Genomic DNA, 16,742 nt, shown 5'->3' with positions numbered 1-16,742 from the left:
AGCGGAATGCGCCGCGTCAGGGGGCGTTGGATGGTGACGTGGTGCACCTATCAAGCCGGTTACGGTTCGTGTCGGCCACCCACGATGATCCGTTGGCGCAGCCGCTGCTGGCCGAGTTGGCCGACGAGTACGCGCAGCGCTACGGCGGCACGCCGAGCACGCACCTGTCCTGGCTCCCCGTGCCGGCGACCGAGTTGGCGGCGCCGGACGGCGGGCTGCTGATCGGCGTGCTCGACGGCGTGCCCGTCACCGGCGGGGCGTTCCGGCGTTACGACGCCGAGACCGCCGAGCTCAAGCGGATCTGGACCGACCGCACCCAGCGGCGCCGCGGTTACGCCCGGGCCCTGCTGGCGGCGCTCGAGACCGAGGCCGCCGCGCGCGGGTACCGGCGGCTCTACCTGATCACCGGTAATCGGCAACCCGAGGCCGAGGCGCTGTACGACGCGGCCGGCTACGTCCGGGTGCCCGCCGACCCGCTGCCGTCCTTGGGGCCGTTCGTCCCGATCGCGTTCGAGAAGTGGCTGGTTCGCGACGGTCAGTGAGTTCGCGGCGCCTACATGATGACGGCCACGCCCCGCCGATCTCGAACACGGCCGCCACGGCGAATAGCACGATCGACTTTGCAAGCGTCACAGGGGATTCCCTCGTAAGTGGGCGCGGCACCGGGGTGAACGGGTGCACGCCGCCATCGGTCCGAGCGATGCTATCGGTCAACGCGTTTCGACGCATGTTTGCTGAACTCGTTGCCTGCGCCGCCACGCTGGCGGACGGGCATCGCGAGGAGATCGCAGCCTGGCCCCGCGAAAGCATGGCGTAAGTCACGCCCGATGAAGGCCCTTCGGCTCTAGGTAACCCACCGCGGAGCTGGGGATTCTAACGAGGAAAGTTAAATTGGAGGCCAGTCGTGCGTTATCTCGGTGACCTGCAAAAGCGGGCGTGTGTGCCTATGCTGATCACCGCGTTTCGGGACATGCAGTGGCGACGGCGACGCTTCATCATCGCGGCCGTCGGCACCGGGATGGTATTCGCGATGACCCTGATCCTCACCGGGCTGACGTTGGGGTTTCGGGTCGAGGCCCAGCGTGTGGTCGACACGATCGGCATCGACAATTACCTCATCAAAACCGGCGCAGTCGGCCCGTTCATGGGGTCCTCGAGATTCCCGGAGGCCGAACTGCAGGCGGTCGCGCGGGACCCGGGCTTCGAATCGGCGATCCCGGTGGTTTACGGCAACACCATCCTGCAAGATCGGCGCGCACCGGAAAACCTCAACGTCTACGGCGTGCCCGAGCATGGACTGGGGATGCCACCTATCGCGAAGGGGCGGGCACCGTCGAACCCTGATGAGGCCGCCATATCGAACACCCTGGGGCGGTCCATAGGCGACGCCGTCGAGGTGGGCTCGCAGGTGCTGCGGATCGTGGGCCTGGTCGACAAGTCCACCACGCTCGCCGGCCAACCCAACGCCTTTCTCACCGTCGCCGGAGCGCAGCGGTTGATGTTCTCCGGGCAGCCGGTGATCTCTGCCATCGGTGTGCGCGGCAAGCCCAACCACGTTCCGGACGGCTTCCGTCTGGTGGATCGCCGCGCTGCGGTCGATGACATGGTGCGCCCGCTGCACGGGGCTCGCCTGGCCCTGGCGTACCTGGCGATTCTGCTGTGGGCGGTGGCCGCCCAGATCGTGGGATCGCTGATCTATCTCTCCGCGCTGGAGCGGACCCGCGACTTCGCGGTGTTCAAAGCCCTCGGGGTCGCCACTGGATCGGTGCTCGCCGGCCTCATCCTGCAGGCGGTGCTCGTCGCGTCGATCGCGGCGATGCTCGGCGGCCTGCTGGCCGTGCTGATCGGCCCGCTGTTTCCCATGCTGGTGGTGGTGACCACCTCGGCCTTCCTGTCGTTGATGGCGACCGCGGTGGTCATCGGTCTGTTGGCGAGCGTGGCGGGGCTGCGGCGCGCGGTAACGGTCGACCCGGTGCTCGCGTTCGGGGGCTCGTAGTCATGGGGGATCTGCGCATCAAAGATCTCGTCGTCGAGTACTCCACCGGTGGGGATGCGATCCGGGTCATCGACGGTCTGGACCTGGAGGTGGCGGCTGGGTCCCTGGTGGTCGTATTGGGCCCCAGCGGGTGTGGGAAGACCACATTGCTGTCGTGCATCGGCGGCATCCTGAGCCCGACCGGCGGACGCATCCAGGTCGGTGACGTCGACGTGACCGCGCTGGACCGCCGCGGATTGACCACTTACCGGCGTCAGACCGTGGGCTTCGTCTTTCAGTCGTTCAACCTGGTGCCGAGTCTCACCGCACTGGAGAACGTGGCTGTGCCGCTGTGGGCGGCCGGGTGGTCTCGGCGGGCGGCGCGCGCACGCGGCGAGGAATTGCTGACCCGCTTCGGGCTGCAGGACCGCATGACACATCGGCCCGGCGACCTCAGCGGCGGTCAACGCGAACGCGTGGCGGTGGCCCGTGCGATTGCCTTGGACCCACCGCTGATCTTGGCCGACGAACCCACGGCCCACCTGGACCAAGCGCAGGTGCAGGCGGTGCTGCAGCTGCTCCGCGAGCTGGCCAGCGGCGAGCGCATCGTCGTGGTCGCCACTCACGACACGCGGATGTTGCCGTTCGCCGACCACGTGCTCCGGATGCTGCCGGATGCCAACGCCGTCGACTCCGAGCCCCAAACCCTGGCTCTGGCAAGCGGTTCGGTGTTGTACGAGCAGGGCAGCATGGGGGATTTGATCTATGTCGTCGCCGACGGCGAACTGGAAGTCGTGCGCGAATTGGCGGATGGGACCGACGAACTGGTCAAGGTCGCCGCCCCCGGCGAATATGTCGGCGAGCTCGAGCCGCTGTTCCGCAACGTCCGCTCGACGACGGTGCGGGCACGCACGGACGCGGTCGTCACCGGCTACACCGTCGAGGCATTCCGCAAACTGCTCGAGACCTATACCGAGGGAGGCCGCTCCATCGAACGGCCCAACGGCAACCCAGGGCAACCACACACCGGTCCGCCCGACCCATCAGACGGAGCAACTCCGATGTCACGAGTTCGTGAAGCAACTGCCGGTTCCAACGCCCGACGCGTGGCACAGTGCGTCGAATCAGGTTGGAAAATAGCGGATTACCCTCCGCTGACGGCGCCGACCCTGGTTGGGCAATTGCAGCAGCGAGCCGCACGCTACCGGGACAAACTCGCGTTCACCTACTCTCGCGACGGCGAGGAAACCGAAGTCAGCCGGCTGAGCTATCAGCAACTGGACGCCCACGCGCGGCAGATCGCAGCGAACCTCCAGCAACTGGGCGCCGCCGGCGAGCGCGTCCTCGTCCTGTGCCCGCCGGGCCTCGACTTCGTCGCCGGCTTGTTCGGGTGTCTTTACGCCGGAGCCGTCGCCGTACCGATGCATCCGCCGGCACGCGATCACCTGGTCCCGCGCGTCGAGGCAATCATCGCCGACGCGCAGCCGGGCTTCGCGCTGTCCACCGCTGAGATGCAGACGAGGATCAGGGCCACCGTCGACGGTCTGGTCAAGGGAAGCCCGTTGCGTTGGGCCGTCACCGACACGGCGGGCGACGACCGGCCGTGGGTGCCACCGGACATCGACGGTGACACGGTCGCCATGGTGCAGTACACCTCGGGCTCGACCGCCACACCGAAAGGCGTTGTGCTGTCTCACGGTAACCTGGTCCACAACCTGGAAACCATCCGGCGGACGTGGAAGTCGGGATTCGACACGAATGCCCACGGTGTGTTCTGGCTGCCGCCCTACCACGACATGGGTCTCATCGGCGGCATCCTCGAGACGCTTTACGTCGGGGGCACCAGTGCCCTCATGCCGGCGGGCGCGTTCATCAAGCGCCCGATGCGGTGGCTGGAAGCCATCTCCCGGCATCGCGCCGTGATCACCGCCGCACCCAACTTCTCCTACGATCTGTGCACCGAACTCAGCACCCCCGAAGAACGCGCGGCCCTCGATCTGTCCAGCTGGTCGATTGCCATGTGCGGTGCCGAGCCCGTCCGTCCCGCGACCCTGCGGGGTTTCGCCGACGCGTTTGCGCCGGCCGGTTTCAGGCCGGAGGCGTTCTACCCGGTGTATGGCTTGGCCGAGGCGACGCTGCTGGTCTCCGGCGGCTCGGACGCCCCGGTGCCGCTGGTTCGGCACATAGATCGCATTGCGCTACGCGAACGCCGCGTTGTCGAGGTTGCAGCGGAAAGATCAAGCGCCGCAACGTTGGTCGGTTGCGGCAAGCCGCAAGGTGGTCAGCAGGTCGTCATCGTCGACCCGGAGACCCGGCGGCCGTGCAGGCCCGACGAGGTCGGCGAGATCTGGGTCGCGGGGCCGAGCGTGGCACAGGGTTACTGGCAAAAGCCCGAAGAGACCGAAGCGGCGTTCTCGGCGCACCTCGCGGACACCGGGGACGGCCCGTTCCTCCGTACCGGGGACCTGGGCTTCCTGGCCTCCGGGGAATTGTTCGTCACTGGACGCCGCAAGGATTTGATCATCATCCGCGGCAGCAATCACTACCCCGAGGACATCGAGCTGACCGTGCAGTCCTGCCACCCGGCACTGCTGCGCGGCCGGGGTGCGGTCTTCTCGGTCGTTCCCGGACCGGACGCCGCCGAGCAGCTGGTCGCCGTCCAGGAGGTGAGCCATCAACAGCTCGGTCAGGACGAACTCACCGCGATCGTGGACGCAATCCGGACGGCGATCACCGAGCACCATAAAATCGCCGTCGACGCCGTTGTCTTGCTGGCGCCGTTGCGGATTCCCACCACGTCCAGCGGCAAGGTGCAGCGGTCCGTGTGCAAGCAGCAGTTCCTCGACGGCCGGCTCGAGGCGGTATTTGCATGGCACGCACCCCGGCGCGACACCCCTGCCGCGGCTGAATCCTCCGAACACGCCCGGCGCAGCGCCGCGGAGATCGCGAGATGGTTCGTCGACCAGCTCTCTGGTGAACTCGGCCTCCCGGCAACGGATATCGAACCATCCCGTCCGTTCGCCTACTACGGCCTCGATTCCGTTCGCGCCATCCGGCTGACCGCCGCATTGGAATCCTGGCTCGGACGCGAGCTTTCGCCCACCCTCGCCTACGAATACCCCACAATCGACCTTCTTTCGCGTCATCTGGCCGAGGAGTCCGACGCCGCCGGCGAGAGCGCGGCCGCACCGGCCGGGGACGGCGGCGGGCCACGCGCGGCGGACGAGCCGATCGCCATCATCGGCATCGGCTGCCGATTCCCGGGTGCCGATGGGCCGGCGGCCTTCTGGCGAGAGCTGTCGGACGGCGTGGAGGCGATCAGCGAGGTCCCGCCGGACCGCTGGGACGCCGAGGCCTTCTACAACGCGGACCCGTCCGTGCCCGGCACCTCGGTCACCCGAAGGGGCGGTTTCGTGCCCGGGGTCGACCAATTCGACTTCAGGTTCTTCGGCATCTCGCCGAGGGAATCGGCACAAATGGATCCGCAGCAGCGGCTGATCCTCGAGGTCGCCTGGGAGGCCCTGGAAGATGCCGGGCAGGTGCCCGAGCGGCTGGCGGGTAGCGACACCGGCGTGTTCGTCGGCATCTCCACCACCGACTACGCGAACCTCCGGGCCGGCCAGTTCCAGCTCGTCGACGCCTACACGGGCACTGGAAACGCGTTGAGCATCGCCGCCAACCGGCTCTCGTACTTCTACGACTTCCACGGACCGAGCATGGCCATCGACACCGCCTGCTCGTCGTCGTTGGTCGCCGTGCACCTGGCCTGCCGCAGCCTGCGCGACGGGGAGTGCTCGCTGGCTCTGGCCGGGGGTGTCAACGTCATCCTGTCGCCGGCGCTCATGATCAACTTCACCAAGGCCAAGCTGATGGCACCCGACGGCCACTCCAAGACGTTCGACGCCGGCGCGGACGGCTACGTGCGGGGCGAAGGCGCCGGGATCGTCGTTCTCAAACCGCTCAGCCGGGCACTGGCCGACAACGACCCCATCTATGCGGTGATCCGCGGCACCGCCGTCAACCAGGACGGCCGGACGAACGGGCTGATCGCACCCAGTCGGCAATCGCAGGAAGCCGTGCTGGCGGCCGCCTACCGGCGGGCAGGTCTCGCGCCCGGCACCGCCCAATACGTCGAGGCTCACGGCACCGGAACGTTCCTCGGCGACGCGATCGAGGCCAACGCGCTGGGCACCGTCCTGGCGGACGGACGTCCGCCGGGTAGCGCGTGCCTGATCGGCTCGGTCAAGACCAACATCGGCCACCTCGAGGCGGCGGCCGGCGTGGCGGGGCTCATCAAGGTCGCGTTGGCGTTGCAGCACAAGGAAATCCCGCCGAGTCTGAACTTCGCCGAGCCCAACCCCGAGATCCCCTTCGACAGCTTGCCGGTGCGGGTGGCGCAGACGCTGACCCCCTGGCCGGAAAACGGCGGGCGCGCGGTCGCCAGTGTCAGCTCGTTCGGCATGGGTGGCACCAACGCGCATGCCGTGCTCACCGAGGCCCCGCAGGTGCGGCCCGCCGCAGTCGAGGTGGTTCCGGAGCCGGATCGAGCGGAGTTGCTGCCGCTTTCCGCGCAATCCCCCGAAGCCCTGACCGCACTGGCCGAACGGTACGAGTCGGCTCTGGCATCCGGGGTGCGGCTGGCCGACCTGTGCTACACGGCCGGTGCCCGGCGCGGCCATCTCGAGCATCGGCTGTCGGTGGTCGCGGACTCGCCCGCCGAGATGTCAGAGTCCCTGGCCGCCTATCGGCAAGGCCGGTCGCGGCCCGGGATCTCCGTCGGACGATGCCGCCCCGGCCAGCGGCCCCGCGTGCTCTTCGTCTTTCCCGGCCAGGGCTCACAGTGGTGCGGCATGGGGCGGCGACTGCAGGCCGAGGAGCCGGTGTTCCGCGACGCCCTGGCGGCGTGCGACCGCGCGATCCAGCCCCATCTGGGAAGCTCGGTGCTCGAGGCGCTGGCCACCGACGAGGAACTCACCGATATCGGCCTGATCCAAACCGCGATCTTCGCCATCCAGGTGGCGCTGGCCGCGCTATGGCGTTCGTGGGGGGTGGAACCCACCGCGGTGGTGGGGCACAGCATGGGTGAAGTCGCGGCGGCGCACATCGCCGGCGCGCTGAGCCTCGAAGACGCCGCACGGGTGATCTGCACCCGCGCCTTGCTGCTCCGCACGGTGCGGGGCCGCGGCACGATGATGTCGGCGGAGCTCAGCCTCGCCGAGGCAGAGGAACTCATCGCCGGCCGGGAGAGCCAGGTCTCGATCGCCACGAGCAACAGCCACCGATCGACGGTGTTGTCGGGGGATCGAACGGTCTTGGCCGAGCTGATGGCGGCATTGCAGCAGCGCGAGCGGTTCTGTCGGTGGGTCGATGTCGATGTGGCCGCACACAGCCCGCAGATGGACCCGTTGGTCGACGCCCTGCGCACCGGCCTCACCGGACTGCGGCCGACCCCGCCCACGGTGCCCATCTACTCCACGGTGACCGGCGACCTGCTGGCCGACCGCCTGCCCGACGCCGACTACTGGGCGATGAATCTGCGCTCACCCGTGCGCTTCTCGTCCGTGCTGCGAAAGCTACTGGACGGCGGTCATGACGCGGTGGTGGAGATCAGCCCGCACCCGGTCCTGCTGACCTCTGTCCGCGAGGACGTCCAGGACACGGGGAAGAGTTGTGCGGCCCTGCCGTCTCTGCGGCGTGACGACGGAGGACGAGCAACCGCGCTGGCATCGCTCGGCACCCTGTACACCCTGGGTCAGCCCGTCGCCTGGGAGCAGCTGTACCCGGTGGGCAGCCACTTCGTCGCCGCGCCGACCTATCCGTGGCAGCGCGTCCGGTCCTGGTTGGAGGCCAAGGCGATCGGCGCGCCGCAGCCGGGCGCCGACTCGACGGAAGCTGTGGGCTTGCGCGACCGGATGTACCAACTGCGCTGGCAGCCCGCACCATTGGCCGAGCGGAACGGGTCGGGCCGCCAGGCCGGCGCCGGAAGCTGGCTCATCTTGACTGACGGCGGGATCACCGCGGACACCCTTCGGGATCACCTCGAATCCCGTTCGCAGACATGTGTGTTGGTCGAGCCGGGCGGTGACCGGCAAGCCTTCGAGCGTCTGGCGCCGGACCGCTATCGCCTCGACCCGACGCGGCCGGAGCACTTCCAGCGGCTGCTCGCGGAGGCTTTCACCGACGAGCGCCCGCCGTGCGTGGGCGTAGTGCATATGTGGGACCTGCTGGCCGCACCGCCGGCCGACACGACGCCCGAGTCGCTGGCGTCCGCCACCACCGCGGGCCCGGTGAGCGTGCTGCATCTCGTCCAAGCCATCTCGCTGGCCGGCTGGCCGGCCTCGCCGCGACTGTGGCTGGTGACGCGCGGGGCGCAGATGACAGCGAGCTCGGTGGCCGAAGCCGGACCGGTGGCGATCGCCCAGGCCCCGGTGTGGGGGATGGCCCGCACCATCGACCACGAGGACCCGGAACTGCGCTGCACCTGTGTCGACCTGTCCTTCGGTGGGGGCCAGGAAGAGGCCTCCCTGGAGACCCAAGCCCTGTTTCAGGAGGTGTGGGCGGACGACCGCGAGGTTGAGGTCGCACTCCGGGGCAGCCGCCGCTACGTCGCGCGGCTGGCCCGCTACGACCAGGCCGAACCTACGGAGGCCTGCGCCTTCAAGGCAGACGCCAGCTATCTCATCACCGGTGGGCTCGGCGCACTCGGACTCGTGGTGGCCAAATGGATGGTCGACCACGGTGCCCGGCACTTGGTCATGATGGGACGCGGCGGCGCCGCGGGACCCGCGCAGGAGTCGTTGGACGCGCTGCGGGCGGCCGGTGCCGAGGTGATCGTCGCGCAGGCCGACGTCGCCAAAGCCGAACAAGTTGCGGCCGCCCTCGAGTCGATCGGCGAGTCGATGCCACCACTGCGCGGCGTGGTGCACGCGGCGGGGATCGCCGACGACGCCATCCTGCAATGCCTCGACGAGCAGAAACTCCGCAAGGTGATGGAGCCCAAGGTGCAAGGCGCCTGGAATCTGCACGCGCTGACTTCAGACGCGAAACTCGACTTCTTCGTGCTGTTTTCGTCGGCCGCGTCCTTGCTGGGCCTGCCTGGAGCGGCGAACTACGCGGCAGCGAACGCCTTCCTCGACGCGTTGGCGTGGCATCGGCGTGCCGAAGGCCGTCCGGCGTTGAGCGTCGACTGGGGGCCGTGGGCCGAGCTCGGCTTCTTCACTCGGTCCGAATTGCCAAGCTACTTCGCCCAATACGGCGTCGAGGCCATGTCCGCGGCCGACAACCTTCAGGCACTGTCGTCCTTGCTGACGCGGTCGGTGACGCAAGCTCTGGTCCTTGACATCGACTGGGCGCGGTGGCGGCCCGATACGCAGCCGCCGCTGCTCGCGGACCTTCGCGTCGCGCCGTCGGACCACACCCCGCCGGACGGGGCCGCGACCGGTCCGGGCGGCGGTCTCTCCGGCAAGTTGCGGGGTGCGACACCGCAAGAGCGTCAGCGGTTGCTTACGTCGTACCTGTGCGAGCTCGCCGCCGGCAAACTCGGTCTGGCCCAATCGAACCTGGACACCCAGGCGCCGCTGAGTAGCCTCGGCGTCGACTCGCTCATCACGTTGGAGCTGCGGATGCAGGTCGAACGCGACCTGGGCGTCGTCGTGCCGGTCACCCTGCTGCTGCAGGGGCCGAGCGTCGCCGGTATCGCCGAATGGCTTGGCGGCCACCTGCCCTCGGCCGCGGCCGACACGCCCGCGGCGCAGCAACAGGCCGTCCCGAAAAAGCCGGTCCGGAAGAGGGGCGCCCCCGACCAGAAGGGCCGACCGGAGACTGATGGCGCGCCGTCACGCGGGATCGACCTCCTGACCCGGGTGCCTGATCTTTCGGACGCGGCCGTAGAGGAAATGCTCCACAAGGTGCTCGCTGAACGCGGGGCCGGAAACGGAGGCAAGACACAGTCTGCCGGGAAAGAAGCCGGCGATGAGCGATAGGGCCATCGACATCTCCGGTCTGTCTCCCGAGAAGAAACGCGCGCTGCTGTCCCAGCTGCTCATGGAGGAAGCGGAGGAGACGGCCTCGGTGTATCCGATGTCGTACGGGCAGCGATCCATGTGGTTCATCCACAAACTCGCACCGGCCAGCGCCGCGTACACCGTCACGTATGCCGGGCGGATCCGCGGCGCGCTCGATGTGCCGGCGCTCGAACGCGCGGCACAGTCACTTGTCGACCGGCATCCGATGCTGCGGACCACGTACGCCGAGCGCGACGGACAACCGGTCCAGCTCGTCCACTCGCACTGGCCGGTGCGGATCGCCCGGCACCGGCTCGGAGAGGGTGAGCATGAGCTAGACGAATGGATCCGCCTTGAGACCGAGCGCCCCTTCGACCTTTACACCGGCCCGGTGTTGCGACTGACGCTGCTGGAGCGCACACCCGAGGAACGCGTACTTCTCCTGGGTCTGCATCACATCGCCGTCGACTTCTGGTCCATCGACATCATCCTGGACGAACTACGCGTGCTGTATGCCGCCGAGCACGGCGCGGACCCGCCTCCACCGCCCGCGGAAAGCTTCGTCGACTACGCCGACCAGCAGACCCGGATGCTCGCAGGCGCCGAGGGCGACGGGCTTTGGGCCTACTGGCGTGAACAGCTGGCCGGCGCCCTGCCGGTCCTCCAATTGCCCACCGACCGGCCGCGACCGGCCGTCCAGACCTATGCGGGCGCCGTGCACCGCTTCACCATCGACGACACGGTGACGGCCGGGATCAAGCAGCTGGGCCGCGGCCTCGAGGCGACGCCCTACACGGTGCTGTTGGCGGCCTACGCCACCTTGCTGCATCGCTACAGTGGCCAGGGCGACCTGGTGATCGGCTCACCGTTCGCGTGCCGTGACCGGGTCGCGCTGGAGGGCCTGGTCGGCTACCTCACCAATCCCGTGCCGCTGCGCGCCGACCTGCACGGCGACCCGTCGTTCACGGACCTGCTCGGCCGCGTCAAAGAAACCGTGCGGGGCGCCCTCGAACACCAGGACTATCCCTTCGCGCTGCTCGTCGAGCGGCTTCGGCCGGTGCGTGACCCGGGCCGCACGCCGCTGTTCCAGGTTTCTTTCGCCTGGGAGCAAACGCGTCGCTTCTCGGACGGGACCGGTCGGGAAAGCGGGGGACTGCGGCTGGAAACCCTCCATGTCGGGCAGGGCGGCGCGCCGTTCGACCTGATGATGGAGATAGGCGAACACGGCGGGAAGCTGTCCGGCGTACTGCAGTACAACACCGACCTCTTCGACGCCACCACAATCGAGCGGATGGCCGGGCACTTCGCCACTCTCCTGGCCGGTATCGTCGCCGATCCCAGCCGGCGGGTCTCGCTGCTGCCGCTGCTCACCGGGGAAGAGCGACGTCAGCGGGTCGCCTGGAACCGGACCGAGGTCGGCTATGACGGCCCGGCCTGCCTGCACGAGCTGGTCGCGGCAACGGTCGCGCGCGTCCCGGACGCCGTGGCGGTGGTGTGTGAGGGCCGCGAGTTGACCTTTGCCGAGCTCGACCGCCGGGCCAACGGCCTGGCGCACCGGCTGCAGCAGTTGGGCGTGGGGCCCGAGGTCGTCGTGCCCGTCCTGCTGGAGCGCTCCGAGGACCTGGTGGTGGCGCTGCTCGGCGTCCTCAAGGCGGGTGGCGCGTTCATGCCGCTGGACTCCGCGCAGCCCGCGCAGCGCATGGCCGCGATGCTGCAGGACGTACCGGACGCGCCGGTATGCGTCACCCACCAGCGCCAGCTGCCACAGCTGCCGCCCGGCTTCACCGGCCACCGGCTCTGCCTGGACGCGCCGACCGCGCCGCCGGGCGACGAGGCGGCCGTGGCGCCCGTCGCTGCGACGACATCGGCGAACCTCGCCTACGTCATCCACACGTCCGGTTCCACCGGCAAGCCGAAGGGAACCCTCAACACCCACGCCGGGATCCGTAACCGCCTGCTCTGGATGCAAGACACCTACCGGCTGACCGCCGACGACCGCGTGCTGCACAAGACCCCGGTGAGCTTCGACCCGTCCGTCTGGGAGCTCTTCTGGCCGTTGGTCAGCGGGGCCCGGCTGGTCATCGCCAAGCCCGAGGGCCACAAGGACGCCGCATACCTGGTTCGAACAATCGTCGAAAATGACGTCACCACAATGCATTTCGTGCCATCGATGTTGCGTCGCTTCCTCGCCGAGCCCGGCGTGGCCGCCTGCGCCACGCTGCGCCAGGTGTTCTGCAGCGGCGAGGCGCTGCCGTATGACCTGCGGGACCACTTCCTCGCCACGCTGGACGCCGAGCTCTACAACCTGTACGGGCCCACCGAGGCCGCGATCGACGTCACCGGATTCCACTGCCGGCGTGGCGAATCCGGCACGCTGGTGCCGATCGGGCGACCGATCGCCAACATCCGCGCGCACATCCTGGACGCACACCTGCAACCGGTGCCGGTGGGTGTGCCCGGCGAGCTGTTCATCGGCGGTGTCGGGCTTGGGCGCGGCTACCTCAACCGGCCCGATCTCACGGCCGCCGTCTTTGTTGCCGATCCGTTCGGCGGTGATTTCGGGGATCGCGGCGAGCGGCTTTACCGCACCGGCGACCTGACCAGATATCTGCCCGACGGCAACATTGATTACCTGGGGCGCATCGACTTCCAGGTCAAGGTTCGCGGCTTCCGGATCGAGCCGGGCGAGGTGGAGGCGGCGCTGGCCAAACACCCCGCGGTGGCCGAGAACGCGGTGGTGACCAGAACCGACAGCCGCGGGAACACCATCCTCGTTGCCCACGTCGTTGCGGCCGGGGGCGCGGCGCCGTCGACGGCCGAGCTGCGCCGCTTCCTCCTGGAGCTGCTTCCCGCCGCCATGGTGCCCGGCGTTTTCGAGGTGAGGGACGCGCTGCCGCTCACGTCGAGCGGAAAGATCGACCGCCGTGCCTTGATGGCGGCCGGCGGCGGGCCCGGGCCGCAGGAGCCGGCATTCGTCGCTCCACGCACGCGCACCGAACAGGTCCTGGCCGAGATCTGGTGCGCCGTCATGGGTCTGGAACGGGTCGGCATCAACGACGACTTCTTCGCTCTCGGCGGCGCCTCGACGCAGAGCCTGGAGGTCGCGGTGCGGGCGAATGCGGCCGGCCTGCCACTGCGACCGGAGTCGATGTTCGTCTACGGCACCATCGCCGAGCTCGCCGCGGAATATGGGCCGGTCCCCGACGAGGGTCCGGCGCAAGTCGGACCCGACGAGAAGCGAAACACGGTGATCGAAAGCATCGGCGTGTACCTGCCGGCGCGAACGGTGTCGACCGAGACGGTCATGGCGGAGTGCGCCAACGAGATCCGCATACCGCTGGAACGCCTTACCGGCATCAGGAGCCGACGGGTGGTCGGCGAGGACGAGTTCTCGATCGACCTTGCGCGGAAGGCGGCGGACGACTGCCTGTCCCGATCGAGCTACCGGCGCGAGGACATCGAGCTCATCATCGCCTGCAACATCTCCCGCCGTGACGGACTCGGGCACAGGTTCACGTTCGAGCCCAGCACCTCCTCGCGGCTGAGCGACCAATGTGGCTTTGGCAACGCGCTGGCCTTCGACATCAGCAACGCCTGCGCCGGGATGTTCACCGGCATCACCGTGGCGGACGCATTCCTGCAGACCGGGGTGGTTCGCAACGCGCTGGTGGTCAGCGGCGAGTACATCAGCCACCTCACGGAGACGGCGCAGAAGGAAATCGAGGGGCCGATGGACCCGAGGCTCGCCTGCCTGACCCTGGGTGACGCCGGCGCGGCGGTGATCCTGGAGCGCGGCCCCAACGGCCGGGTGGGCTTCCACGACATCGATATCGCGACTTTCAGCCGCTACAGCAAACTGTGCATCGCCAAGGCGACCGAAGCCCCGCACGGCGGCGCCATCATGCTCACCGACTCCGTCACGCAGACCGCGATCGCGGTCAAGCATGCGGTGCCCTACGTCGCGGCGGTAATGCGACGGCACGGGTGGCGGCCCGAAACCTGTGACCACCTGGTGATGCACCAGACCTCGGAGGCATCACTCAACGACGCGGTCGCCGCCGTCAACCAGCTCTTCGGACCGGGCGCGGCCAACCGGGACAACACCATCTACAACGTGGCGGAACGCGGGAACACGGCCAGCACGACCCATTTCGTCGCCCTGCACGACTACATCCTGAGCAACCGGATCAAGTCCGGAGACAACGTGGTCTTTTCCATCACCGGCTCCGGACAGAGCATCGGCGCCGCGCTGTATACCTTCGACGACCTGCCGGACCGAATGCGCCGGGGCGCCGGCCAGCACGCCCGCAGCCTTGAAACAGAAAACCACCGCAAGGAAGCAGCGGCGACGCCCCGCGTGCGCATCGACAGCGTAGGCATCGCTCCCGCCGGGCAATCGACGTCTCCAAGCTCGATAGAGTTGGCGGTTCAAGCAGCCGCGGCGTGCCTTGCCGAAGGTGGCGTCGACCGGTCAGCGGTCGGTCTGATCGTCCACGCCGGCGTCTACCGCGACGACTTTCTCAGCGAACCGGCGGTTGCCGCGCTCGTGGCCGGCGAACTCGGAATCAACGGCGAAGTGCAGTCGCCGGACGGCCCCAAGACCCTCGCCTTCGACGTCCTCAACGGTTCGGTCGGCTTCCTCAACGCCTGCCACGTCGCCGCGGGAATGATCGGCGCGGGAAAGGCCGACCATGCGATGGTCGTGGCCTCGGAGATAGAAAACAACGGCCCCGAAACCGGCTATCCGTTGAACGGCATCAGCCAGACGGGCTCGGCTGTCCTGCTCAGCCGAAGCGGCGGTGCGGAAGGCTTCGGCCGGTTCGTCTTCCGGCAACACCCGGAGTACGGCGGGGCGCTCGCCACCTACACCCAGCAGCGGGACGGGCGGTGCTGGCTGCAAATTGAGCGCGACCCCAACCTCGCCGCCATCTATCTGAGCTGTATCCCGTCGGCCACCAAGGAACTGTTGACGCTGGAGGGACTCGACCCCGCCGACATCGCGGTCGTGCTCCCGCCGCAGCTGTCGACGGCCGATCTGGACGAACTGGCCGCCCAGATCGGTGTCCCCCGATCACGATTCGTCGAGTTCGACGCGGATGACCAACCAGGCACCGACCTGTTCACCTCGTCCCTGCCGTACGGGCTGGATCACGCCCGGCGGCATGGGCTGGCACGAGCGGGCGACGTCGCGCTGATACTGGCGGTCGGCTCGGGTGTCACCGTCGGCTGCACCACTTACCGATTCTGATGACGCTGACGGTTGACGCGGTTCCCGGATTCACCGGCGACGTAGTCCATCCCGACAGCGCCGATTACGACGCAGCGCGGCGGGTCTTCAACGGCCTGATCGGCAAGCGGCCCGCCGTCGTGCTCCGCTGCCGCTCCCGCGCGGATATCGTCGCCGCCGTTCGGTACGCCGTCGGCTCCGGAGCCGAGATCGCGGTGCGGTGCAGCGGGCACAGCGTCGCAGGACACTCCTCGACCGATGGCGGCATCCTCATCGACCTGTCCCTGATGCGTCGTGTGGTGGTTGATCCCGAGCACCGAATCGCGGTCATCGAGCCCGGCGCGACCTGGCGCGACATCGACCAGGCCACCGCCCGTCACGGCCTGGCCTGCCCCGGCGGGGTGGTGTCATCGACGGGCGTGGGCGGGTTCACGCTCGGTGGCGGGGTCGGCTGGTTGTCCCGGGCATACGGGTTGACCTGCGACAACTTGACCGCCGCGAACCTGGTGCCGCCCGGCGGGGAGGTGCTGTTCGCCAGCGAAGAACAGAACCCGGAGGTGCTGTGGGGCCTGCGCGGCGGCGGCGGCAACTTCGGGGTGGTGGCCCACTTCGTGCTCGACCTGCATCCGGTCGATCACGTCATCGGGGGCATACGGGCCTACGGCGACACCGACGCCGAGGCCGTGCTCGAACACTTCCGCGCACAGGTGGCGGGCGCCGACGACCACCTCGCGTCCCTCGTCGACTTCGGCACCGACGAGGGTTCGGGACGCGGCCTGGTCACGATCCTCGGTTGCTCGGCCGCAGCCGGACAAGCCGGTCGGACCGCCATCGGGGCGCTGCAGCGGGCCCGCGGGGTCAGCACGGAACCGGTGATGTCGCTCCAGCGCGAAATCGCCTACCCCACTTGGCAACAGGTCCTCGACCACACATCCCCATATGGCCGGTTGAACTACTGGAAGTCGATCTTTCTGACGGAGCTGTCCGACGACGCGATCCGGCGTATCGCGCTGCTCGGGCGCAGCCGCCCCGCGCCGCAAACGCATCTGCATGTGATCCGGCTCGGCGGCTTTCCCAGCCGTGTTCCGCCGGAGGCGACGGCCTTTTCGGCCCGCCACCATCCCTACATCGTGCATCTGATCACGACCTGGACGGATCCCGCCGACACCGAACGCTGCAAGTCGTGGACCGATGATGCGTATGAAGCTTTGCGTCCGTTCGGTCCGGCAGGCACGTACCTCAACTTCGTCGGCGATGAAGGGCAGGCGCGCATCCGGGCCAGCTTCGGCGACGTCACCTATCGGCGCCTGGCCAAGCTGAAGGCTCGCCTCGACCCGGACAACCGCTTCGCGCTGAATCAAAACATCGAGCCCGCAACGGGTCCGTGAGCGGATCTGATCATGCCGCGAACGCGAAACCAGTTGACCGCGTCGCGGATCGCAGGCTCGATGGGGGCGACTACGTAGCCCAGTTCTCGCACCGCCTTGTCGCTGCGGTAGCGGTAAAGGTCGGTGAACGCGTATCCGACGGACATCGA

The 16,742-nt window shown here is 68.5% G+C and carries 6 protein-coding genes; 5 read left to right on the top strand and 1 reads right to left on the bottom strand.

The genetic code is table 11. From position 1 onward, the window contains the following. The first annotated feature begins 38 nt into the window (after positions 1-38). The 5 genes from A9X04_RS12075 (at position 39) to A9X04_RS12055 (ending at position 16,593) form a co-directional block, all read left to right on the top strand. On the top strand, positions 39-542 hold the full coding sequence (locus A9X04_RS12075; RefSeq protein ID WP_231985713.1) for a GNAT family N-acetyltransferase: 504 nt from the start codon (positions 39-41) through the stop codon (positions 540-542). Between the two features lie 404 nt (positions 543-946). Next, positions 947-1,996, top strand: coding sequence for an ABC transporter permease (locus A9X04_RS12070; protein ID WP_067920586.1), 1,050 nt, complete (start codon positions 947-949; stop codon positions 1,994-1,996). A gap of 2 nt (positions 1,997-1,998) precedes the next feature. Then, positions 1,999-9,957: a type I polyketide synthase gene (locus A9X04_RS12065; protein WP_067920584.1), complete on the top strand. Its 7,959-nt coding sequence runs from the start codon at positions 1,999-2,001 to the stop codon at positions 9,955-9,957. Beyond that, a complete protein-coding gene (locus A9X04_RS12060; protein ID WP_067920582.1) occupies positions 9,947-15,226 on the top strand; it encodes a non-ribosomal peptide synthetase in 5,280 nt (1,759 codons plus the stop codon). The genes A9X04_RS12065 and A9X04_RS12060 overlap by 11 nt, the downstream gene beginning before the upstream one ends. Then, complete coding sequence (locus A9X04_RS12055; protein WP_067920580.1) at positions 15,226-16,593, top strand: FAD-binding oxidoreductase; 1,368 nt, start codon at positions 15,226-15,228, stop codon at positions 16,591-16,593. Before A9X04_RS12060 ends, A9X04_RS12055 begins: the two co-directional genes overlap by 1 nt. On the opposite strand, the gene A9X04_RS31445 is transcribed toward A9X04_RS12055, so the two are convergent. Further along, positions 16,563-16,742, bottom strand: a 180-nt coding sequence (locus A9X04_RS31445; protein ID WP_231985712.1) for a hypothetical protein, incomplete at its 5' end; no start/stop codon positions are given. The two genes, A9X04_RS12055 and A9X04_RS31445, sit on opposite strands and share 31 nt — an antisense overlap.

The sequence above is a fragment of the Mycobacterium sp. E3247 genome, assembly GCF_001667785.1.
Taxonomy (GTDB): Bacteria; Actinomycetota; Actinomycetes; order Mycobacteriales; family Mycobacteriaceae; genus Mycobacterium.
The sequence above is the reverse complement of the archived record's forward strand: the minus strand, read 5'-3'. Positions and strand labels throughout refer to the sequence as shown.